General features: G+C 70.6%; 17 protein-coding genes and 1 rRNA gene. 6 read left to right on the top strand and 12 right to left on the bottom strand.

Features of this window, described 5'->3' with window-relative positions; all coding sequences use genetic code 11:
* The first annotated feature begins 112 nt into the window (after nt 1–112).
* The 3 genes from ACIBVP_RS44720 (at nt 113) to ACIBVP_RS44730 (ending at nt 3,512) form a co-directional block, all read left to right on the top strand.
* Nucleotides 113–1,231, top strand: coding sequence for a ThiF family adenylyltransferase (locus ACIBVP_RS44720; RefSeq protein ID WP_396112656.1), 1,119 nt, complete (start codon nt 113–115; stop codon nt 1,229–1,231).
* The gene (locus ACIBVP_RS44725; protein WP_396112673.1) at nt 1,221–2,528 is read left to right on the top strand and encodes an ABC1 kinase family protein; all 1,308 of its coding nucleotides are present in this window, start codon (nt 1,221–1,223) and stop codon (nt 2,526–2,528) included. Before ACIBVP_RS44720 ends, ACIBVP_RS44725 begins: the two co-directional genes overlap by 11 nt.
* Nucleotides 2,529–2,630: 102 nt before the next feature.
* Nucleotides 2,631–3,512, top strand: a complete 882-nt coding sequence (locus ACIBVP_RS44730) for a hypothetical protein (protein WP_396112657.1) — start codon at nt 2,631–2,633, stop codon at nt 3,510–3,512.
* Between the two features lie 100 nt (nt 3,513–3,612).
* On the opposite strand, the gene ACIBVP_RS44735 is transcribed toward ACIBVP_RS44730, so the two are convergent.
* The 5 genes from ACIBVP_RS44735 to ACIBVP_RS44755 all read right to left on the bottom strand — a co-directional run bounded on the left by ACIBVP_RS44735 (nt 3,613) and on the right by ACIBVP_RS44755 (nt 9,075).
* Nucleotides 3,613–3,801, bottom strand: coding sequence for a hypothetical protein (locus tag ACIBVP_RS44735; RefSeq protein WP_396112674.1), 189 nt, complete (start codon nt 3,799–3,801; stop codon nt 3,613–3,615).
* A 19-nt stretch (nt 3,802–3,820) separates the two neighbouring features.
* Nucleotides 3,821–4,705 carry a class I SAM-dependent methyltransferase gene (locus ACIBVP_RS44740; RefSeq protein ID WP_396112658.1) on the bottom strand — a complete coding sequence of 295 codons (885 nt, stop codon included), beginning with the start codon at nt 4,703–4,705 and terminating at the stop codon, nt 3,821–3,823.
* 24 nt (nt 4,706–4,729) lie between these two features.
* A complete protein-coding gene (locus ACIBVP_RS44745; protein WP_396112659.1) occupies nt 4,730–5,659 on the bottom strand; it encodes a DUF742 domain-containing protein in 930 nt (309 codons plus the stop codon).
* 519 nt (nt 5,660–6,178) lie between these two features.
* Nucleotides 6,179–6,550: a WhiB family transcriptional regulator gene (locus ACIBVP_RS44750; RefSeq protein WP_396112660.1), complete on the bottom strand. Its 372-nt coding sequence runs from the start codon at nt 6,548–6,550 to the stop codon at nt 6,179–6,181.
* 443 nt (nt 6,551–6,993) lie between these two features.
* Nucleotides 6,994–9,075 (bottom strand): ATP-dependent DNA helicase UvrD2, encoded by a 2,082-nt coding sequence (locus ACIBVP_RS44755; RefSeq protein WP_396112661.1) that lies wholly within the window; start codon nt 9,073–9,075, stop codon nt 6,994–6,996.
* 98 nt (nt 9,076–9,173) lie between these two features.
* Here ACIBVP_RS44755 and ACIBVP_RS44760 point away from each other — a divergent pair, with 98 nt between their 5' ends.
* Nucleotides 9,174–9,902: a DUF4191 domain-containing protein gene (locus ACIBVP_RS44760; protein ID WP_396112662.1), complete on the top strand. Its 729-nt coding sequence runs from the start codon at nt 9,174–9,176 to the stop codon at nt 9,900–9,902.
* A gap of 63 nt (nt 9,903–9,965) precedes the next feature.
* A complete protein-coding gene (locus ACIBVP_RS44765) occupies nt 9,966–10,559 on the top strand; it encodes a Uma2 family endonuclease (RefSeq protein WP_396112663.1) in 594 nt (197 codons plus the stop codon).
* Here ACIBVP_RS44765 and ACIBVP_RS44770 read toward each other — a convergent pair.
* Together ACIBVP_RS44770 and ACIBVP_RS44775 are read right to left on the bottom strand one after the other, a co-directional pair.
* Nucleotides 10,537–12,549 carry a histidine kinase gene (locus ACIBVP_RS44770; protein WP_396112664.1) on the bottom strand — a complete coding sequence of 671 codons (2,013 nt, stop codon included), beginning with the start codon at nt 12,547–12,549 and terminating at the stop codon, nt 10,537–10,539. The two genes, ACIBVP_RS44765 and ACIBVP_RS44770, sit on opposite strands and share 23 nt — an antisense overlap.
* A 71-nt stretch (nt 12,550–12,620) precedes the next feature.
* A complete protein-coding gene (locus ACIBVP_RS44775; RefSeq protein WP_396112665.1) occupies nt 12,621–13,097 on the bottom strand; it encodes an RDD family protein in 477 nt (158 codons plus the stop codon).
* A gap of 174 nt (nt 13,098–13,271) precedes the next feature.
* On the opposite strand from ACIBVP_RS44775, the gene glnA reads away from it, so the two are divergent.
* Nucleotides 13,272–14,696: a type I glutamate--ammonia ligase gene (gene glnA, locus ACIBVP_RS44780; RefSeq protein ID WP_396112666.1), complete on the top strand. Its 1,425-nt coding sequence runs from the start codon at nt 13,272–13,274 to the stop codon at nt 14,694–14,696.
* Between the two features lie 68 nt (nt 14,697–14,764).
* Here the strand turns inward: glnA and ACIBVP_RS44785 are convergent, their stop codons facing one another.
* From ACIBVP_RS44785 to rrf, 5 genes are all read right to left on the bottom strand, one after another.
* Entirely contained in the window at nt 14,765–15,184 is a 420-nt protein-coding gene (locus ACIBVP_RS44785; protein WP_396112667.1) for an acyl-CoA thioesterase, read from the bottom strand.
* A 9-nt stretch (nt 15,185–15,193) separates the two neighbouring features.
* On the bottom strand, nt 15,194–18,157 hold the full coding sequence (locus ACIBVP_RS44790) for a bifunctional [glutamine synthetase] adenylyltransferase/[glutamine synthetase]-adenylyl-L-tyrosine phosphorylase (protein WP_396112668.1): 2,964 nt from the start codon (nt 18,155–18,157) through the stop codon (nt 15,194–15,196).
* A 3-nt stretch (nt 18,158–18,160) separates the two neighbouring features.
* On the bottom strand, nt 18,161–18,910 hold the full coding sequence (locus ACIBVP_RS44795) for a type 1 glutamine amidotransferase (protein ID WP_396112669.1): 750 nt from the start codon (nt 18,908–18,910) through the stop codon (nt 18,161–18,163).
* Nucleotides 18,907–19,767: a GNAT family N-acetyltransferase gene (locus tag ACIBVP_RS44800; RefSeq protein WP_396112670.1), complete on the bottom strand. Its 861-nt coding sequence runs from the start codon at nt 19,765–19,767 to the stop codon at nt 18,907–18,909. The genes ACIBVP_RS44795 and ACIBVP_RS44800 overlap by 4 nt, the downstream gene beginning before the upstream one ends.
* 97 nt (nt 19,768–19,864) lie before the next feature.
* Nucleotides 19,865–19,948 (bottom strand): 5S ribosomal RNA (rrf, locus tag ACIBVP_RS44805); the annotation flags it as partial.

A 19,948-nucleotide genomic window follows, 5' to 3' on the forward strand; every position in this document is an offset into this window, starting at 1 on the left:
TTACGACGACGCACCGACAATTCGGAGTGCGTTCCCTGACAGGGCCTTGGTCACCTGCGGAGCCTGTGGATAACGATTTCGTCGCCGGCGCGAAGTCGGTGAATCTGTCCACATGACGAAACAACTACCGGTCCGCCCGCGGGTCGTGGCAGGCCTTCCCGTCCTGCGCCGCAAGAGCGGTGAGCTGCAGATTGGCCTCGATCCACGGCACGCGAAGGTGGTCGAGGGCCTGTCGGACCGGGTGATGGCCGTCGCGGGCCGCCTCACCGGTGACCGCACCCGGGACGAGCTGTCCGCCGGTCTCGCCGACCGTGACCGCAAGCAACTGACCGACCTGCTCGGCAACCTCGATGACCAGGGCCTTCTGGAGGACGGGGCGCCGACCTCAGCGCGGATGGCCGGTGAGGTGTCGGCGGCGAAGGTCCACGCGCTGGGGACGGGGCTGTCACCGCAGGACCACCCGATCGGGCGAGCTGAGCTGGCGGTGGCCGTGCAGGGTGACGGCAGGCTGGCCCTCGCGGTCGGCTGTCTGCTGGCGTCGGCGGGTGTCGGGTGGGTGCACGTGGCGGCGACGGGCGCGGTCCGCCCGGAGGACGTCGGGGCCGGCTACCGGCTCGAGGACGTCGGCACGCCGCGGCTGGTCGCGGCACGCCGCGCGCTCCGTCGGGCCGAGCCGAACATCAGGACGACCCATTTCCCCGCGACGCGGGCGCCGGACCTGGTGGTTCTCGCCGACTCGCTGGTGCCGAGGCCGGACCTGGTCGACATGGTGATGCGGGCGGCGATCCCGCACCTGTTCGTCCGGGTGCGGGACACGATCGGCATCGTGGGCCCGTTCGTGGTGCCCGGTCTCACGAGCTGCCTGCGGTGCGCTGACCTGCAGCGTTGCGACAGGGACGCGTGCTGGCCGCAGCTGGCGGTCCAGTTGGCGGGGCAGACACAGCTCACGGATCTCACCGGCACCCAGGCGACGGCGGCGTTCGCGGCGGCCCAGGTGCTGGAGGCCGCGGCGTGGCTGCGGGGTGCCGCGGACCGTCCCGCGACATGTGAGACAAGTGTCGCACTGGAGCCACGCACGGCCGCTGTGCGGCGTCGTCACTGGTCAGCGCACCCGCAGTGCCCGTGTGGTGCCGCCGCGCGGCAACGTGACGGGTTGGTCCACTGCGCCAAAGTTGCTGCAAACACCAAGGAAGAGTTGAGACAATCGGATCGTGACGGAGATGCCTCGTAAGACCGCGGCACGGACTGCGCGGCTCGCCAGCATCCCGCTCGGAGTCGCCGGCCGAGCGGTCGGCGGTTGGGGAAAGCGCCTGGTCGGGCAGAACGCCGAGCAGGTGAGCGCCGAGCTGTCCGCGAGGACCGCCGAGCAGCTGTTCGCCGTCCTCGGCACCCTCAAGGGCGGCGCGATGAAGTTCGGGCAGGCGCTGTCCGTGTTCGAGGCCGCGGTGCCGAACGACATGGCGGAGCCGTACCGGGAGGCGCTGACGAAGCTGCAGTCGGCGGCGCCGCCGATGAGCGCCCAGACGACCCGCCGGGTGCTGGCCGAGCAGCTGGGCCGCAGGTGGGAGGAGCGGTTCGCGTCGTTCGACGACCGGCCGGCGGCCGCGGCGAGCATCGGCCAGGTGCACAGGGCGGTGTGGCACGACGGCCGGGAGGTGGCCGTCAAGGTCCAGTACCCGGGCGCCGACCAGGCGCTGATGTCCGACCTGCGGCAGCTGCAGCGGTTCAGCAAGCTGTTCCAGGCGGTCGTGCCGGGCACCGAGGTGAAGCCGCTTCTGCAGGAGCTGTCGGACCGGATGAGCGAGGAGCTCGACTACCGGTCGGAGGCCGACCACCAGCGGGCGTTCGCGAAGGCGTTCGCCGGTGACGAACACGTGCTGGTGCCGAGGGTGGTGGCCAGCGCGCCGAAGGTGCTGATCACGGAGTGGGTGGAGGGCAGGCCGCTGTCCTCGGTCATCCGTGACGGTTCGCGCGAGGAGCGTGACCTGGCAGGGCTGCGGCTGGCGGAGTTCCACTACTCGTCGCCGGCGCGGGCGGGCCTCCTGCACTCGGACCCGCACCCCGGCAACTTCATGCTGATGGCCGACGGTCGCCTGTGTGTGATCGACTTCGGCGCGGTGGCGCAGCTGCCGGACGGTCTGCCGCCCGCGCACGGCCGGATGATGCGGCTCGCGCTCGAGGGCCGGTCGTGTGAGCTGCTCGAACTGTTGCGGGAAGAGCACTTCATCCGCGCTGACGCGCGGCTACAGCCGGAAGCGGACCACGTCTACGCGTACCTGGCGCCGTTCGTGGAGCCGCTGAAGTCGGAGACGTTCCACTTCACGCGGCGCTGGATGCAGAAGCAGGCCATGCGGGTCAGCAACATGCGCGGTCAGGACTTCCGCACGGGCCGGACGTTGAACCTGCCGCCGCAGTACCTGCTGCTGCACCGGGTCCTCGGCGGGTCGACGGGCATCCTGTGCCAGCTGGACGCGGAGCTGCCGGTGCGTGAGCTGATCACCCGCTGGCAGCCGGGTTTCGCGGCCTGAGAACAGGGCCCGCGCGAACGAAAGTCCCATTCGCTCGCACACGTCGTCCCCATCTTCACCCCACCCATTCAGCTCGCCGCTCCCCGCGCCGACGACCCAGTCATGCACCTCATCTCCACCCCCGACAAGGTCACGACGATCGCCGAGCTACGCGCTCACGGCGCGACGAACCACGCGATCACGACCCGCTGCCGGCCGTCCGGCCCCTGGCAACGCGTGCTGCCGGGCGTGGTGCTGATGAGCGCCACCCGCCCGACGAGACGGCAGCGGTTACGTGCCGCGATCGCCTACGCGGGCCCGGGTTCGGTGGTGTCCGGCGTCGACGCGATGCGTGCGCACGGCGTGGACGTGCCGCTGTCCCCGGACGTGCTCGTGCTGGCGCCTGCCGAACGGAGACTGGTCAGCCGCTCATACCTGACGGTCGAGCGCACGACGAGACCGCCGTCCCCGACGGTCCGTGCCGGCCTGCCGTACGCACCGCTGGTGCGGGCGGCGCTGGACGTGGCGAGACGGGCCGCGGACCATGACCAGCTGCGCGCGTTACTGACGTCGGTGATCGGCCAGTGCACGGTGACCGAGCTGCGCGCCGAGCTGGACGCGGGCAGCCAGCGCGGCTCGGCCGCGGTCCGGGCGTTGCTGACGCCGGACCTGACCGGCGCGGCGGAGGTCGTGCCGGAAGAGGTCACGCTGGCGCGCCGGGTGCTGCGCGGCACGGCACTGCCGCAACCGCATTGGCAGCAACCGGTCCACGACGACACGGGCATGCTGCTGGGCATCCCGGACGCGTGGTGGCCCGAGGTCGGGCTGGCGTGGGACGTGAGCCCGCACACCCGCCACCACGACCCCCGGGTCTGGGCGGCGGCGGGGGTCGCGCTGCACCGCACGGATCCGCAACGCCTGTCCTCGGCCCCGGTCACGGTGACGGACGAGCTGGTCGCGGCGTTCGCGTCGGCGGCGGCGAACGTTCACCACCGCGCGAGCTGACGCACGATCACGAACCTTCTGGGAGCACGAACATGAACCAACGCTCGCTTGCCACACGTCCGCGCACAGCCGGACGGTGGCTCCTTCGACGGCTGGCCGGTCACCAGTATTCGTCAGGCAGCTTTCCCTCGATGTCCCGCGCGTGGGTGCGTGCGCATGCCGGGCACAGCCAGGTGCGGCCCCGCTCGTCGTGGGTCATGGCCCACGCGAGCGCGTCCGCCGGTGCCGCCTCGGCGCGGGACCGGCCGCAACGCGCGCAGTGCACGGCGACCGGGTCGGGATCGTCAATCATGGCGCGGAAGCTTACGTCAGACCGGTTTCCGTCCAAGGTAGACGGTCGAAGCGCTGAGGACGAACACGTCGTCACGTGCGCCCGCGTAGGCTTCGTCGTCGGGGTCGACGAGTCGGGCGACCGCCGCCCGGTCGGTGTCGGACAGCTGGACCTCCCCCACGTCGGCCATCCACGCGATCCAGTCCACAACGGACAGTCGGACCGCTTCGGACGCCGGAGCTGGGTGGTCGATCACGTAGCTGAACGAGAACACCTCGGTCAGCCCGGCCGCCTCGAGTGCCGTGTTCCAGCCGACGGGCAGAGACCGCACACCAGGCATTTCCGCACGCATGCCGACGAACCAGTCGTCACGTGCCGCGGTCAGCCGGTTACCGAGTCCGGGTTCACCGATGCCGAGGTCCCACGGCAGACAGCGTGTCGCGAGGCCGCCCTCGGACAACGCCAGCCAGCCGCCGGGTGCGAGCACCCGCACCAACCGGTCGATGGCTGCCTGCTGGTCGGGGAGGTGGTGCACCACGCGTGAGGCCCACACCAGGTCAGCCGGGGGCAGCTGGTCGGCCAGGCGGTCGTCGGCGGCGTCGGCCCGGACCGCGTCGACGGCGACCGAGGTGCCTGCCGCGGCGTCCCGGACGAGTGCGGCAGCGGGGTCGAGCAGCTCACCGACCGCGTCGCTGAGCACGACGCGGCCGCCGCGGGCGGCGAGCGCCTGGGCGAAGGCGACGCTCATGCCACCGCCGCCGGAGCCGACGTCGACGATCACCGGCTCGGTGGCCGCACCGAGGAGGTCGACGAGCCGGTCGGCGACCTGACGGTTGTAGGGAGCGTCAAGCTCGTCAGCACGACGAAGGGAGGAGAGACGGGCAGGCCAGTCGATGTTGTCGTGGGTGTGCTTGTGCGCCATGCGGGCGACGTTAGCGGTAGTGCGTCACAGTCGCCGTAGGCCGACGAGTACGCGGCGCATGAAGGCGAGGTCGGGTTCACCGTCGCCGCTGGTACCGGCGGTGGGGTGAACGACGACGACGCCCGCGGTCGCGAGGTCACCGAGCAGGACCCGCGCGACCCCGAGCGGCACCGACAGCAACGCGGCGACCTCCGCGACCGACCGCGGCCGGGCGCACAGGTCGACGATCATCCGCCGGTGGTGGGTGGTGAGGACCGCGTCGCCGAGGTCGGGCTGCCAACTGCTGGAGACGAGCGCCTCGATGTCGAGGGGATGGCTGGAGCGCGTGCGGCCACCGGTGTGCGCGTAGGGCCGGACGAGAGCACTCTCCCACGGTTTGATCAGCGGCATGGTGCGCTCGGCGGACTGCTCGGGCGTGGGCTCGCCGAGCGGCGTCTCGACGACCGGGTTTTCGACACCGGGGGTGCTCCCGGAGTCGGATTCCTTGGCTCGCTTGGGCCTGCGCACCGAGTACGGCCCGAACCGCGCCCCGGTCCGCCCGACGAACTCGGCGTCGTCCTCACCGTCGCCGGGAGCGACGTCCGCACCGGCCGCCGAACCGTCACCAAGCGCCCCGTGCTCCGACGAGGCATACCCGGGCGTGGTGTGGTCCGGCAACGCATAACCGCGCGGGACAAGACCGGACGAGGTGCGGTCGAGCGAGCCATGGCGCGACGCCGCACGCACGTCGGCAGAGGACGCGTAGTCCGAAGGGACGTGCCCCGACGACACGTGGGCGTCGGGGGTTTCGCCGGGCCTGGGGGTGTCCGTGGTGGCGGTGGTGTCGTCGGGTTCTTCGTCGTGGAAGGCCGGGAATCGGGCACCTGTGCGGCCGACGCCCTTGGTTCGCTTGCCTTTGCCGGACCGCCGCCTGCCGGCGGTGGTCGGGTTTCGCGAACCGTCGTCTCGTGTCATCTCCGCCCCGCTCGGGAACTCCGGGTCGAACCAACCCAGCACGATACGACTGATTCAGGCGGCTTCGGTGACAACTGTGTTTCCGGCGCGTTCCGCGCCCGATAAACGAAGCGACCGCGACGTGTGTCAGCGGCGGCATCGCCGGGCGACACCATGCACGGAAGTCCTTGTGCGGCAACGAGTTCCGGACGCTACGGCAGATTTCTCGGTCGCCACCGGCGTTCGGGGACCAATACGACGACACCGCCCGTCCCGGCGGTGCCGGGACGGGCGGTGCGGTCGTGTGCTGGTTGAACTAGAGCAGCTCCTGAGCGCGCCTCGCTCGTCTGGCTGCCCACGCCGAGAGACGTTCCCAGCGGCGTGCGGAGTTCAACCGGCGGCCCAGGCGCTGCTCGGCAGCGTCCTGTTCCGCCTCGCGCATTCGTTCTCGTGCCAGATTTTCGTAGAGCAACATTGTCTTGGTTCCCTCCGGGACGATCAGATCAACGTGGTTGGTCGGCGTAAGGACCTGGTGGCGAGTCATGCCGCTGCCTCCTGTGCACGGGCAGCGCGCTCGGCCGCCTCACGAGCGACGTCCTCCTTGCGCGGGCGGCCGCGAGGCCGCTTGCGTGCGATGACCACGCCGCGCTCGAAGATCTCGCCACCCCACACGCCCCACGGCTCCTGCCGTGCCAGCGCGCTGGCCAGGCACTCCGAGCGGACCGGGCAGTCCACGCAGAGCCGCTTGGCCTGCTCGAGGTCGGACGGGGTGTCGGCGAACCACAGGTCGGGGTTGTCGCCCGAGCGGCACGGCAGGTCGAGACCGGCCGAAGGCGCCACGTCGAGCAGGTCGCTCACGCCGAGAAGGTCCGGTGGTGCCCCGCGGTCGAGCGGGACAGTCGCGGTACTCATCAGGGTTTACTCCTTGGTTGGTGTTCTCTTGTCGCGGTTTGACCTGAAAAAACACGAAGGCCGCGGATCCGTTTCCGGGTCCGCGGCCTTCGTGAGCCTTGGTTCTTGACCTTTCGGTCAAGTCCTTCGCTCATGAGGTGGAGCGGACGCAATGGACGGGAAATCGATGGTCTGCACACGGACGGCAGCCGTCAGCGCACGGTTGACCCGCTTACGCTCGACGATGACTGGCAGGTGCGCGGCCGTGCCGGCGCCACCGAGGACAGACGGGTGCCCCGAGGACATGGGGTAGCCCGGGGTGCACTTGATGAGAGTCAAGTTCCTCACGATGGCCACCTCCCCACTGTCCTAGAGATCTTCAGGCCCTCCCGGCCTGGCTTAAGCAGGCTATTAGGCCCGGTCAGACCTGCGCAACAGGTTTTTCGGGACTTCTTCTCGATGCGTTACACGTCACCCGATCGGTCGGCGCCCGCGAGCAGCGCGAGGACCTCCGAACCAAACTTCTCGAGCTTGCTCGCGCCGATGCCCGCGATCGACACCAGGGCCGACGAGTCGGTGGGCCGCTGCTCGGCGATCGCGGTGAGGGTGGCGTCGGTGAACACCACGTACGCAGGCACTTTGAGCATCCTGGCGCGCTTGGCCCGCCACTCCTTGAGCCGCGCCAGCAGGTCCTCGTCGATGTCGGCCGGGCAGTTCGAGCACCGCCCGAGCTTGGTCGCGACCGCCCCGACGAGCTGTCTGCCGCACACCCGGCACAGCGTCGGCGCGACACCGGCCTGCTGTCGTGCTCGGGTGAGCCTCGACGTCGGGTGGTCCTCGGGGATCAGCCCGTAGAGGAAGCGGCTGCGGCGACGCGGACGGCGGTTGCTTTCCGAACGCGTCAACGCCCACGAGAGTGACAGGAACTGTCGCGCGCGGGTGACGCCGACGTACAGGAGCCGACGCTCTTCCTCGATCGCCGCGTCGGTGCCGTCGGCGTGCAGGATCGGCACCGTGCCCTCGACGAGCCCGACGAGGAACACCGCGTCCCACTCCAGGCCCTTCGCCGCGTGCAGCGACGCGAGCGTGACGCCTTCGACGGTCGGCGGGTGCTGGGCGCGGGCCCGCATGTCCAGCTCGACGACGTACTGTGCGAGGTCCGCCCCGTCGACGGTCGCCGCCAGCTCCTCGGCCAGCTCGACCAGGGCGAGGAGCGACTCCCAGCGTTCGCGGACGGCCCCGCCCGCGGGCGGTTCCTCGGTCAGGCCGAGCGGGGTGAGCAGCTCGCGCACCAGCTTCGGCAGCTCCCCGGTCGGTTTCTGCACCGCCGCCGTGCGCAGCGCGGCCGTCGCCTGCCGCACCTCCGTGCGCATGAAGAACCGCTCGCCGCCCCGCACCAGGTACGGGATCTCCAGCTCGGACAGCGCCTGCTCGTAGGTCTCCGACTGGGCATTCACCCGGTACAGGACGGCGATCTCGCTGGCGGACGTGCCTGTGTCGAGCAGCTCGGAGATCTTCCGCGCGACCGCCGCGGCCTCCGCCGCCTCGTCCTCGTGCTCGGCGAACGCGGGCGCCGGTCCTGGTTTGCGCTGGCCGATGAGCTTGAGCCGCGACCCGGCCGGCCGGTCGCGGGCGGCGCCGATCACCCGGTTGGCGAGCGCGACGACCTCGGGGGTGGACCGGTAGTCCCGCTCGAGCCGCACGACCGTGGCGTGTGGGAAGCGGCGGGTGAAGTTCAGCAGCGGCCGCGCCGACGCGCCCGCGAACGAGTAGATCGTCTGGTTCGCGTCGCCGACCACCGTCAGGTCGTCCCGTTCGCCCAGCCACGCGTCGAGCACGCGCTGTTGCAGCGGCGTCACGTCCTGGTACTCGTCGACGACGAAGCAGCGGTAGCGGTCCCGGAACTCCTCGGCGACCGCCGGGTGCTCCTCGAGCGCGGCCGCGGTGTGGAGGAGCAGGTCGTCGAAGTCCAGCTGGTTGGCACGGGTCTTGATCGACTCGTACCACCGGTACACCTGCGCGACCTGTTCGGCGGGCGCGGGCGGCTGCCGACGCAGCTTCGCCACCTCGGCGGCGTAGTCATCGGGGCTGACCAGCGACGCCTTCGCCCACTCGATCTCGCTCGCGAGATCGCGCAGCACCTCGGACTCGGTGCCCACACCCGCCTTGTGCGCGGCCTGGCTGACCAGCCGGAGCTTGCCTTCGAGCAGGTCCCACTGCTGGCCGCCGACGACCCGGGGCCAGAAGTACCGCAGCTGGCGCAGCGCGGCGGCGTGGAACGTGCGGGCCTGCGCGCCGTGGATGCCGAGCGCACGGAGCCGGGTCCGCATCTCCCCCGCGGCCCGTGCCGTGAACGTCACCGCGAGTACCTGACCTGCGGCGACGTGACCCGAATGGATGAGGTGCGCGATGCGGTGAACGATCGTGCGGGTCTTGCCGGTCCCGGCGCCGGCCAGGACGCACACCGGTCCCCGGGGCGCGCGGATCGCGGTCAGCTGGTCGGGGTCGAGTCCGGGGTCACCCTCGGAAACAGCTACCGCACCCATGCCCGGCATCCTGACAGATCGGGGCGCGAAAGCGTTCGACGGACACGGGGTGCGGCCGCCCGAGGCCCCTGCTAGGCAGGCCCCGTATCCTGGTATTCATGGCTCAGAAGGTGGACAAGGCGGCGGCCGCCGAGGCGAAGAAGGCTCGGAAGGAAGCGTCCAAGGCCAAGCGCAAGCAGATCTTCCAGGCGTTCAACATGCAACGCAAGGAGGACAAGGCGCTCGTGCCGCTGATGCTGCTCGCCTTCGTGGTGGTGGCGGGCGCGTTCTTCGGCCTGGGCCTCGTGTGGGGCATCCAGTGGTTCCTGCTGCCGGTCGGCATCGCGTTCGGCCTGCTCGCGGCCGTGATCCTGTTCGGCCGCCGGGTGCAGAAGAACGTGTACTCGAAGGCCGAGGGCCAGCCGGGCGCCGCGGCGTGGGCGCTGGAGAACATGCGCGGCCGCTGGCGGGTGACCCCGACGGTCGCGGGCACCACGCAGCTCGACGCCGTCCACCGGGTACTGGGCCGCCCGGGTGTCGTGCTGGTCGCGGAGGGTGCGCCGCACCGGGTGAAGACGCTGCTCGCGCAGGAGAAGAAGCGGGTGGCGCGGGTGATCGGCGACACCCCGATCTACGACTTCATCGTCGGCAACGAGGAGAACCAGGTCCCGCTGCGCAGGCTCCAGCAGACGATCATGAAGCTGCCGAACAACCTGAAGCCGGCGCAGATCGACACCCTGGAGAAGCGCATGTCGGCCCTCGCGGCCCGCGGCGCCCAGCTGCCGAAGGGCCCGATGCCGCAGGGCGCGAAGATGCGCAACGTGCAGCGCACGATTCGCCGCCGCTGAGCAGAGCCTCCAGAATTGTCGGTGCCTCGTGAGAACGTGGCCGGCAGACAGGAAGGAGACGCCATGACCATTCAACCGCTGGATGAGTTAGACGACGGCTCCGTCCACCTGCTGACCATTGAGGAGTACGCCGCGCTCGGCGAGACCGAGCACGGCTACACCGAGCTCATCGAAGGCCGCCTGATCATGTCGCCGAGTCCGGTTCCGGACCACAACAACGCCGCTCTTGAGTTGGCGGTCGCGCTGCGCCCCCGGCTGCCGGAAGACTTCGAAGTCCAGATGGATGTGGACGTCGATCTGCAGCTGGCGTTGTCGGACGAACCCGGTTCCAGCAGGCGCCCGGACCTGATCGTCGTGCAGCGCGACGCCCGCAAGCGTGTGCGGTCCGAAGGCGGAATGATTCGTGCGTCCGAAGTGCTGTTGGCCGTGGAGATCGTCTCGCCGAGTTCGAAGCGAATGGACCACGTGCACAAGCGGAACGACTACGCCGATGCCGGGATTCCGAACTACTGGATCATCGACATCGACGATCCGATCTCGTTGACGGCCTGCAGGTTGACGGAGCAGTTCGGGTATCAGGACGACCAGGTCGTGACCGGGACGTTCCGGACCGACGTGCCGTTTCCCGTGGAGATCAACCTCGACCGTCTGGTGTGACCGCCGGGAGCACGGCGCGGACGGCGGTGCCGGTGCCGTCGCTCACGAACGAGAACTCGCCGTCGATCTCGTGGGCTCGTTGCGCCATGAAACGCATGCCCATGCCGTTGCGGCCCGCGTCAGGCGGAACGCCCACGCCGTCGTCGGCGACCTCCACCGCCAGGCGGTTCTCGATCAGTGTCACCGTGATCTCGGCGCGGGTGGCCTGCGCGTGACGGACGACGTTGGTCAGCGCCTCCGCCACGATCCGGTACGCCGCCACCTCCACCTGCTTCGACAGCGGCACGAGTTCGCCGGGCAACGCGGTCTCCACCTTCAGTGACGGGCCGGACAGGAACACGGCCAACTCGCGCAGTGCGCCGGACAGGCCCAACGCGTCAAGCTCGGGTGGGCGCAGGCCGTGGACGACCCGGCGCAGCGTGCGGAGCGCGTCGTCGATGCCCCGCATGGCGCGGTCCATGAGACCGACGGCCGCGGAGTCGGCGGGCAGCTTCACGCGGACCGCCTCGATCTGCATGCGGGTGCCCGCCAGGGTGGGGCCGACGTTGTCGTGCAGTTCGCGGGACAGGCGGGACCGTTCCTCCTCCCGCGCGGTCACGACCTGCTCGCGGGACCGCAGCAGCTCCTCGTCCAGCCGCAGCGCCGCCACCACCGGCGCCACCTGGTCGGCCAGGGACGCAAGCGCTTGCGACATGCGTTCGTCCAGGTAGGGGTGGCCGTCGGACGGCAGGACGGTCAGCTGCCCGACCCGCACGCCGCGGTACCACAGTTCGAACGTCTCCGGGTTCGCGCCGCCCGACCGATCCATCGAACCCACCTGCGCGAGCCGGCGCGGACCGCTGTCGGTCTCCAGGTCCAGGCGCGCCATCCGCAACCGCAGGGAACGCACCAGCTGCTCGCACACCGCGGCGGGCACCTCGGCCGAGTCCAGCTGGTCACGCATCCGGTTGCCGAGCCCAACCGCCAGCTCCACCACGTCCACCCGCCGCCCCCACAGCAACGACCGAACCCACCGGATCAGCAGCAACGTCACGGGGAACAGCAGAGCCCCCGCGACCCCGACCGCCAGCACCGAACCCGGCACGACCGACGGCAGCACCGCGGCCAGCGCCGCGAACCCGCCCAGGTAGCAGCCCAGCAGCGTGCCGACGGTCGCCACGCCGACGATCGCGCGCCGCACCGCCTGGTCCAGGTCGTACAGCCGGTCCCGGGTCACCGCCACCGCGATGGCCAGCGGCACCAGCGCGAACGCCAGCACCTCCAGCCCGCGGTCCAGCACGAGCGGCAGCTGCCCGGAGATGCTGTCCCGAACCACCGCCTGCACCGTGCCGAACGCGTACGCGCACAGCAGCAGCGTCATCCGCCGCCTGCGCACGCCGGTCGCCCGCAGCCACCGCCACACCAGACCGCCGACGGCGAGAACTGTCGCGCCGAGCAGCAGGTACTGGCCGACCGTGAGCAGCGGCGCCGCCAACGCCGGCCTGGCCAGCGGGTTCACCACGGTCCGCGCACCGACGAAGTCGGCGTCCTCGAACGCGAGACCAACGCAGTACACGACGGTGCCGACGACGATCAGCGCGACCGCCCACCACCAGCGGCGGCTCGGCAGGCGGCTGTCGGGGTAGATCATCGGCAGCAACGTGGTGACCGCCCAGATCGGCGGCGCCCACAGCCACGCCTGCACCCACATCAGCACCGGCGACCCCGATGCTCCGGTCAGGACCGTCAGGAGCACGCCGACGCCGTCCCACGCGGCGATCGCGAGCATCGTCCAGCCGAGCGCGTTGGCGGGCTTGTGCCACACGACGAGCACACCCATGGCCGAGAAGAAGACGGCGACCGCGATGTTCAGCGGCACCGGGTCGTACGCCGAGTACCCCCACCCGTCGTCGATCTGCGTGCGCACCGCGGCCGCGATCGCGGTCCCGAGGCCGACCGCACCCAGTACGACGGCCAGCGAGAGCACCTGCCCACGCCGGCGGCTGCGCATGTCCGGCTCCTCAGGCAGCGGTGGTCTCGGCCGGCAAATCGTATGTGGTCCGACCGGTCACCGACAGCGGCCTAACGGGTGCGTACGACGGCCGTTCCGGTCGCCTTGTCGTGCAGGCCGCGGCCGTCCGCGTCGCCGATCGCCGCCGGCAGCAGCAGCGCGGTCAGCAGTGTGCGCGGCACGGCGCGGACCGGGCCGACCATCGGCTTGCCGTCCAGGCGCACGACCCGCAGCCCGAACAGCGCCTTGCCCGCGGTGAACCCGAACAGGGTGATCATCACCGAGGTGATCACGAACCACACCAGCGAAGCGATGAGCTGGAAGGGCCGCATTATCTCCGGCCGATTGAAGTCGACCTCGACGAACAAGCTGGTCACCAGCGCCATCAACACCAGGTCGACGAGCAGCGCGAGCAGGCGGACACCGCGGGTGGCGATCGACCCCGGCCCCTCCTTGGGGAACCCGAGCCGTTCACCCGGCCATTCCTGCGGGTCGTCCCCGGTCTCGCCGATGCCACCGGACAGCCAGGAACCCGTCACTTTGCTCACGACAACCAGGGTAGGACGTGTCGCGTCAGAGGCACGCGACTGGCATGCTCGACTTCGGCTCGGCCCCGCCGCGCGTCGTTAACACCGGCGAAACATCGGGGTGATGGCCGGGCAACACCGCACTCATAGCTTGACCGCGAGCGCCCCGGAGTACCAGGTAAGGAGCCAACGAGCGTGTTCAAGAATTCCGACGAGGTCCTGAAGTTCATCTCCGACGAAGAGGTGAAGTTCGTCGACGTCCGGTTCTGCGACCTCCCGGGCATCATGCAGCACTTCACCGTGCCCGCGCAGGCCTTCGACCAGGGCACCATCGACGACGGCCTCGCGTTCGACGGCTCCTCCGTACGCGGCTTCCAGGAGATCCACGAGTCGGACATGCTGCTGCTGCCCGACCTCGCGACCGCGCGCGTCGACCCGTTCCGCGTGGAGAACACGCTCATCCTGAACTTCTTCGTGCACGACCCGCTCACCCGCGAGGCCTACAGCCGTGACCCGCGCAACATCGCGCGCAAGGCCGAGCAGTACCTGGCCGAGTCCGGCATCGCCGACACCGCGTACTTCGGCCCGGAGGCCGAGTTCTACGTGTTCGACTCGGTGCGGTTCGACTCGGCGGAGAACGGCTCCTTCCACGAGATCGACTCGGTCGAGGGCTGGTGGAACACCGGCCGCGACGAAGAGGGCGGCAACCGCGGCTACAAGACCAAGTACAAGAGCGGCTACTTCCCGGTGCCGCCGGTCGACCACTTCGCCGACCTGCGCGACGAGATCTCCCTGAACCTGATCAACGCCGGTTTCACCGTGGAGCGCGCGCACCACGAGGTGGGCACCGCGGGCCAGGCCGAGATCAACTACAAGTTCAACACGCTGCTGCACGCGGCCGACGACCTGCAGCTGTTCAAGTACATCGTCAAGGGCACGGCGTGGGAGGCGGGCAAGACCGCGACCTTCATGCCGAAGCCGCTGTTCGGTGACAACGGCTCCGGCATGCACTGCCACCAGTCGCTGTGGAAGGACGGCGAGCCGCTGTTCCACGACGAGTCCGGCTACGCGGGCCTGTCCGACGCGGCACGCCACTACATCGGCGGCCTGCTGCACCACGCCCCGAGCCTGCTGGCGTTCACCAACCCGACCGTGAACTCCTACCACCGGCTCGTGCCCGGCTACGAGGCCCCGATCAACCTGGTGTACTCGCAGCGCAACCGCTCCGCCTGCGTCCGCATCCCGATCACCGGCGCGAACCCGAAGGCCAAGCGCATCGAGTTCCGCTGCCCCGACTCGTCCGGCAACCCGTACCTCGCCTTCTCGGCGATGGTGATGGCCGGCCTCGACGGCATCAAGAACAAGATCGAGCCGCCGACGCCGATCGACAAGGACCTCTACGAGCTGCCGCCCGAGGAGGCCAAGGACGTCGCCACCGTGCCCGCGTCGCTGGACGCGGTGCTCGACAACCTCGAGGCCGACCACGAGTTCCTGCTGGAGGGCGGCGTCTTCACGTCCGACGTGATCGAGACGTGGATCGCGTTCAAGCGCGAGCACGAGATCGACCCGCTCCGCCTGCGCCCGCACCCGTACGAGTTCGCCCTGTACTACGACGTGTGATCCGAGCCGATCCCACGGACACAGGCCGGCGGCCGAGGGAAATCCCCGACCGCCGGCCTGATCTTCGTCTAGGGGGCCAGCAACACCGCGGTGTCGAGACCCGCTGACTCCAGGGCCGCGCGCGGGTCCGGGAACAGTTTGCGGGCGTCCAGGTCCATCACACCGAACACGCCGTACATCTCGGCCGACAACGTGCCGTCGGCCTTGATGATCTCCTGTTCCAGCGTGAACGTCTTGCCCGTGCCGAACTTCGCGCGGCACGTCACGTCCACCACGTCGTTGCCGCGCAGCTCGCTGCGAAAGTTCACGGTGGTGCTCAGCAGCACCGGCCCGGTCCGGCGGCGCGTCAGCTCGTCCCAGTCGCAGCCCGCCTCGGCGAACGCCTTCATCCGCGCGACCTCGCCGTACTGGTGGTACACGGCGTGGTTCACGTGCCCGAGCGAGTCCAGCTCGTAGCCACGCACCTCGATCCTGGTGCTGAAACCCATGGCCCCACCTCAGTCGTCGTAGAAGATCCGTTCCACCACACCACGCGCGCGGCGCAACGTGCGACGGTATGAGTCGAGAAACTCACCCGGATCCGCTTCCACGTCCTGCCGGATGACCGCGGCCACCGCCGCCAGCTCCCGGCCCGACGTCGGTGGCTGGTCGGTCTGCTTGCCGCGCACCAGCGTCGCCGCGTTGCGGACACGGGTCGCGAGCAGCCACGACTCCCGCAACGCGGTCGCGTCGACCTCGTCCACCAGGCCCACGTCCACCGCCGCACCCAGGCAGTCCACTGTGGACGTGGTGCGCAGGCCGGGGTGGGCGTGCGCGTGCCGCAGCTGCAGCAACTGGACCGTCCACTCGATGTCGGCGAGGCCGCCGCGCCCGAGCTTCGTGTGCGTGGCCGGGTCAGCGCCGCGCGGCAACCGTTCCGTGTCCACCCTGGCCTTGATGCGACGCACCTCGCGGACCCGGTCCGCGTCCAGCCCGTCTGCCGGGTAGCGGATCGGGTCGATCAGCGCCACGAACCGGGCGCCGAGGTCGTCGTCGCCGGCGATCGGGCGGGCACGCAGCAACGCCTGCGCCTCCCACACCTCCGACCACTGCGCGTAGTACGCGCGGTACGACTCCAACGTCCGCACGATCGGGCCCTGCCTGCCCTCCGGCCGCAGGTCGACGTCCACGTGCAGCGGCGGGTCCTGCGTCGGCGACGACAGCAGCTTCCGCACGCTCTGCGCGACCCGCGACGCGTACTTCACCGCGTCCTCGTCGGACGCGCCGTTCGCGGGCTCGCACACGAACAACACGTCCGCATCCGACCCGTACCCCAGCTCCGCGCCGCCGAGCCGGCCCATGCCGATCACCGCGGTCGTCGCCAGCCGCCCACCCGCGGCCACCGCCTCGGCGCGGTCGACCGCGGCCAGCACCGACTGCAGCACCGCGGCCCACACCGTCGACAGCGCGTGGCACACCGACAGGGTGTCCATGAACCCGAGCAGGTCCGCCGACGCGACCCGCAGCAGCTCGTGCCTGCGGAACGACCGGGCCGCCGTCACCGCGTTCGGCAGGTAGCCGTGCCGGTTCACCGCCTGCCGCAGGGACCGCGCCACCTCCTCCGGGTCGCGGCCCGCGAGCTTGTCGACGTCACCGAGCAGCTGCAGCACCTCGGGCGCGCGGGCCAGCAGCTCCGGCACCATCTTTGACGTGCCGAGCAGCTGCGCCAGCCGCTCCACGACCGCGCCCTCGTCCCGCAGCACCCGCAGGTACCACGGGGTCGCGGCGAGCGCCTCCGACACGCGCCGGTACGCGAGCAGCCCGGCGTCCGGGTCCGGGGTGTTCGCGAACAGGTCCAGCAACGCGGGCAACAGGGCGCTCTGGATCGCCGCACGCCGGGACACGCCCGTCGTGAGCGCCTGGATGTGCCGCAGCGCCCCGTCCGGCCCCGCGAACCCCAGCGCGGCCAGCCGTGCCTCCGCCTGTTTCGCGGACAGCCGCAGCGCCTGCGTGGGCACGCGGGCCACCGCCTCCAGCAACGGCCGGTAGAACAGCTTCTCGTGCAGCCTGCGGATGCGGCGCACGTGCCTGCGGAAGTCGTCGAGCAGCACCTGCGACTCGGGTTTGCCGCGCGCCGGTTTCACCCCGGCGGCACGCGCGAGCCAGCGCAGCTCCTCGGTGTCGGTGTCGGCCGGGAACAGGTGGGTGCGGCGCAGCCGCTGCAGCTGCAGCCGGTGCTCGAGGGTGCGGAGGAACCGGTAGCTCTCCCCCAGCTCAGCGGCGTCCGCGCGGCCGACGTAGCCGCGGTCGCCGAGCATCGCGAGCGCGTCGACGGTCGAGCCGAGCCGCAACGCCTCGTCGTTGCGGCCGTGCACCAGCTGCAGCAGCTGCACCGCGAACTCGACGTCCCGCAGACCGCCGCGCCCCAGCTTCAGCTCCCGGTCGATGATGTCGGCGGGCACGTGGTCCTCGACACGGCGGCGCATCGAACGCACGTCATCGACGAAGTTGTCGCGGTCGGCCGCCGTCCACACCATCGGACGCACCGCGTCGAGATAGTCCTGGCCCAGCTCGTGATCGCCCGCGATCGGCCGGGCCTTCAGCAGCGCCTGGAACTCCCAGGTGCGCGCCCACCGCTTGTAGTAGCTGGTGTGCCCGTCGAGGGTGCGGACCAGCGGCCCGGCCTTGCCCTCCGGGCGGAGCGCCGCGTCTACCTCGAAACACGCGCTGGTCGCGACCCGCATCGTGGCGGTGGCGAGCCGGGTGGCGACGTCCAGGTCGCCGTCGGCGACGAACAGCACGTCCACGTCGGACACGTAGTTCAGTTCCCGGCCGCCGGTCTTGCCCATCGCGATGACCGTGAACCGGCACTTCTCGGCCGCGACCCCGACCTCGGTCTCGGCGACCTCCAGCGCGGCGCGGATCGCGGCCTCCGCGAGGTAGGTGAGGCGCGCCGTGGTCTGCTGGTAGTCGAGGCTCGGCAGGTCCGGCTCGATCAGGTGCGCGAGGTCCTCGGCCGCGACCTCCAGCAGCAACCCCCGGTACGCGGCACGGAGCTCACGGGCCGCGTCGGACGGCCGCACGTTCTCGACCGCGGCCAGCAACGCCATGGGGTACTGCACGGGTGAGGTCTGCCGGTCGGTGAGCAGCCTGCGCCACTCCCCGGGCCGGGCGATGACGAAGTCCCCGAGCGCGGTGGACGCGCCGAGCACCGACAACAACCGCGCACGCAGACCGCGGTCGGTCGCGAGCGCCTGGTTGAGCCCGGACCAGCCGGCCTCGTCGCCGGAGCGCATGCGGTCGACGGCCCGCAACGCCAGATCCGGGTCGGGGCTGCGCGACAGGGCGACGAGAACCGGCTCGTACTCCTTCACCGGAGCTCCGTCGGCCCACCAGCCCGCGGCACGCAGGTGCTCGCCCGCCCGGTCGTCGGTGAGCCCGTACCGGGCGATGGAGACGACGGAACGCACGCGGTCGGCCATGGCTCAGTGCTGGATCAGCGGCAGCGGCGTGCCCGCCGCGGCGGCGAGCTCACCGATGACGAGCTTGACGAACTGCGTCGCGAACGGCCGCCACGTCTCCTCGAGGTCGGCGTGCGCCTGGACGAGCCGGTCGTGCGACAGCTCACCGGGCCGTGCGAACTCGGCCGTGTGCGGGGCGTTCGCCGCCCAGCTCTCCACGAGCTCCGTGGTGGTCTCGATGTGGAACTGCAGACCGTAGACGGCGCGGCCGACCCGGAACGCCTGGTTCGGGTACAGCGTGGACGCGGCCAGCAACGACGCCTTGGACGGCAGCTGGTCGACCACGTCGGTGTGGAACTGCATGACGTCCGGCATGAACGGCAGGTCCGCGAACAAGGGGTCGTTCCAGCCGAGGTCCCGTTTCGCGACGAGCAACGGGCCCACCTCGGGCCCGTCCGGCCCCTTCACGACCCGGCCACCCGTGGCGACCGCGAGGAGCTGCGCGCCGAGGCAGATCGCGAGCGTCGGCAGGCCCTTGGTGGTCGCCTCGGCGAGGAGGCGGCGGATGTCCGCGAGCCACGGGTGGTCGACGTCGTCGTAGGCGCCCATGTGACCGCCGAGCACGACCATGCCCTGGTAGTCGGCCGTGCTCTCGGGGATGGCGCCCGGCTTGCGCAGGTCCAGCTCGGCGCCGGCGTCGACGAGCCAGTCACCGAGCGGACCGATCGGGTCTTGCTCGTCCGGCTGGATGACGAGCAGGCGTGGAGATGTCACACCGTCGAGGGTAGCCGCACGAATTCCAGCTCCGTCGCGTCGTACACCGGGCGGTAGCCGATCTTCTGGTAGATCGAGTTGGACACCGGATTCGCGAGGTCGGTGAACAGGATCACGTCGCTGGCGCCGGCGGCCAGGGCGTGCTGGGACACGGCCGCGGTGACCGCCGACCCGTAGCCGTGCTCACGGTGTTCAGTCGGGGTGTAGACGGGACCGACGCGGGACATGCCGCTCATCGGCGCGCTGGCGACAGCCCAGGAGACGGGGACCCCGCCGTCCTCCCACAGGATCATGCTGTCGCCGTTCTCGAACATGCGCCGGACCGAGGCCGGGCCTTCGTCGGGTGCCCGCTGGAACCCGAGCGCCTCGACCTCGAAGTCGCCCCGCCACCGCACGAGCAGGTCGAGGTCGGCCAGGGTCGCCTCCCGGGCCTGGCCGGACGTGACGGGCGGAGCCAGCTCGCCGAGACGGAAGAGCCTGGTGGCGAGTGTGACGTTCGTCGTACCGCCGGTGCGCCGCGCCCACACGTCGGCGACCGCCTGCGCGTTCTCGATCGGCCCGGAGACACCGGGCACTTCGGGATCGGCCGCGAGCCACTGCGCGAGGAAACTGTCGATCAGGTCGGGATCGGTCGGCAGACCGGAGACGATGACCGGCCACGGCGGTGTGCGCAGTGCCACACCGACGAGTTCGCCGTTGTCGTGCAGAGTGCCCATGATCGGGGGCGTGTCGCGCTTCATCCCGAGGAAGCGGGCCATGACGGTGAGCGCGACCGTGTGCCGAAGGGTGTCAGTGCCGTAGAACGGATCGGCGAGCGCTCTGAACGCCCGCGGATCGTCGTACAGTTGCAGGTCCATGCCCAAGGGTGACGCGAGGCGTCACGCACGGTCCACTGATTTACCCGGGCATGCCAAAAGGGCCCCACTGTTACCAGTGAGGCCCTTTGGAAAGGATGTCCGGCGGTGTCCTACTCTCCCACACCCTGGCGAGTGCAGTACCATCGGCGCTGGTGGGCTTAGCTTCCGGGTTCGGAATGGG

Origin of the sequence: Actinophytocola sp. NPDC049390 (assembly GCF_044466355.1) — a bacterium.
In the GTDB taxonomy this organism is placed as follows: domain Bacteria; phylum Actinomycetota; class Actinomycetes; order Mycobacteriales; family Pseudonocardiaceae; genus Actinophytocola.

Bases quoted from the DNA above. Each gene is read 5' to 3' on its own strand.
- ACIBVP_RS44720 (WP_396112656.1), top strand. From the start codon at position 113: ATGACGAAACAACTACCGGTCCGCCCGCGGGTCGTGGCAGGCCTTCCC.
- ACIBVP_RS44725 (WP_396112673.1), top strand. From the start codon at position 1,221: ATGCCTCGTAAGACCGCGGCACGGACTGCGCGGCTCGCCAGCATCCCG.
- ACIBVP_RS44730 (WP_396112657.1), top strand. From the start codon at position 2,631: ATGCACCTCATCTCCACCCCCGACAAGGTCACGACGATCGCCGAGCTA.
- ACIBVP_RS44740 (WP_396112658.1), bottom strand. From the start codon at position 4,705: ATGGCGCACAAGCACACCCACGACAACATCGACTGGCCTGCCCGTCTC.
- ACIBVP_RS44745 (WP_396112659.1), bottom strand. From the start codon at position 5,659: ATGACACGAGACGACGGTTCGCGAAACCCGACCACCGCCGGCAGGCGG.
- ACIBVP_RS44750 (WP_396112660.1), bottom strand. From the start codon at position 6,550: ATGAGTACCGCGACTGTCCCGCTCGACCGCGGGGCACCACCGGACCTT.
- ACIBVP_RS44755 (WP_396112661.1), bottom strand. From the start codon at position 9,075: ATGGGTGCGGTAGCTGTTTCCGAGGGTGACCCCGGACTCGACCCCGAC.
- ACIBVP_RS44760 (WP_396112662.1), top strand. From the start codon at position 9,174: ATGGCTCAGAAGGTGGACAAGGCGGCGGCCGCCGAGGCGAAGAAGGCT.
- ACIBVP_RS44765 (WP_396112663.1), top strand. From the start codon at position 9,966: ATGACCATTCAACCGCTGGATGAGTTAGACGACGGCTCCGTCCACCTG.
- ACIBVP_RS44770 (WP_396112664.1), bottom strand. From the start codon at position 12,549: ATGCGCAGCCGCCGGCGTGGGCAGGTGCTCTCGCTGGCCGTCGTACTG.
- ACIBVP_RS44785 (WP_396112667.1), bottom strand. From the start codon at position 15,184: ATGGGTTTCAGCACCAGGATCGAGGTGCGTGGCTACGAGCTGGACTCG.
- ACIBVP_RS44790 (WP_396112668.1), bottom strand. From the start codon at position 18,157: ATGGCCGACCGCGTGCGTTCCGTCGTCTCCATCGCCCGGTACGGGCTC.
- ACIBVP_RS44800 (WP_396112670.1), bottom strand. From the start codon at position 19,767: ATGGACCTGCAACTGTACGACGATCCGCGGGCGTTCAGAGCGCTCGCC.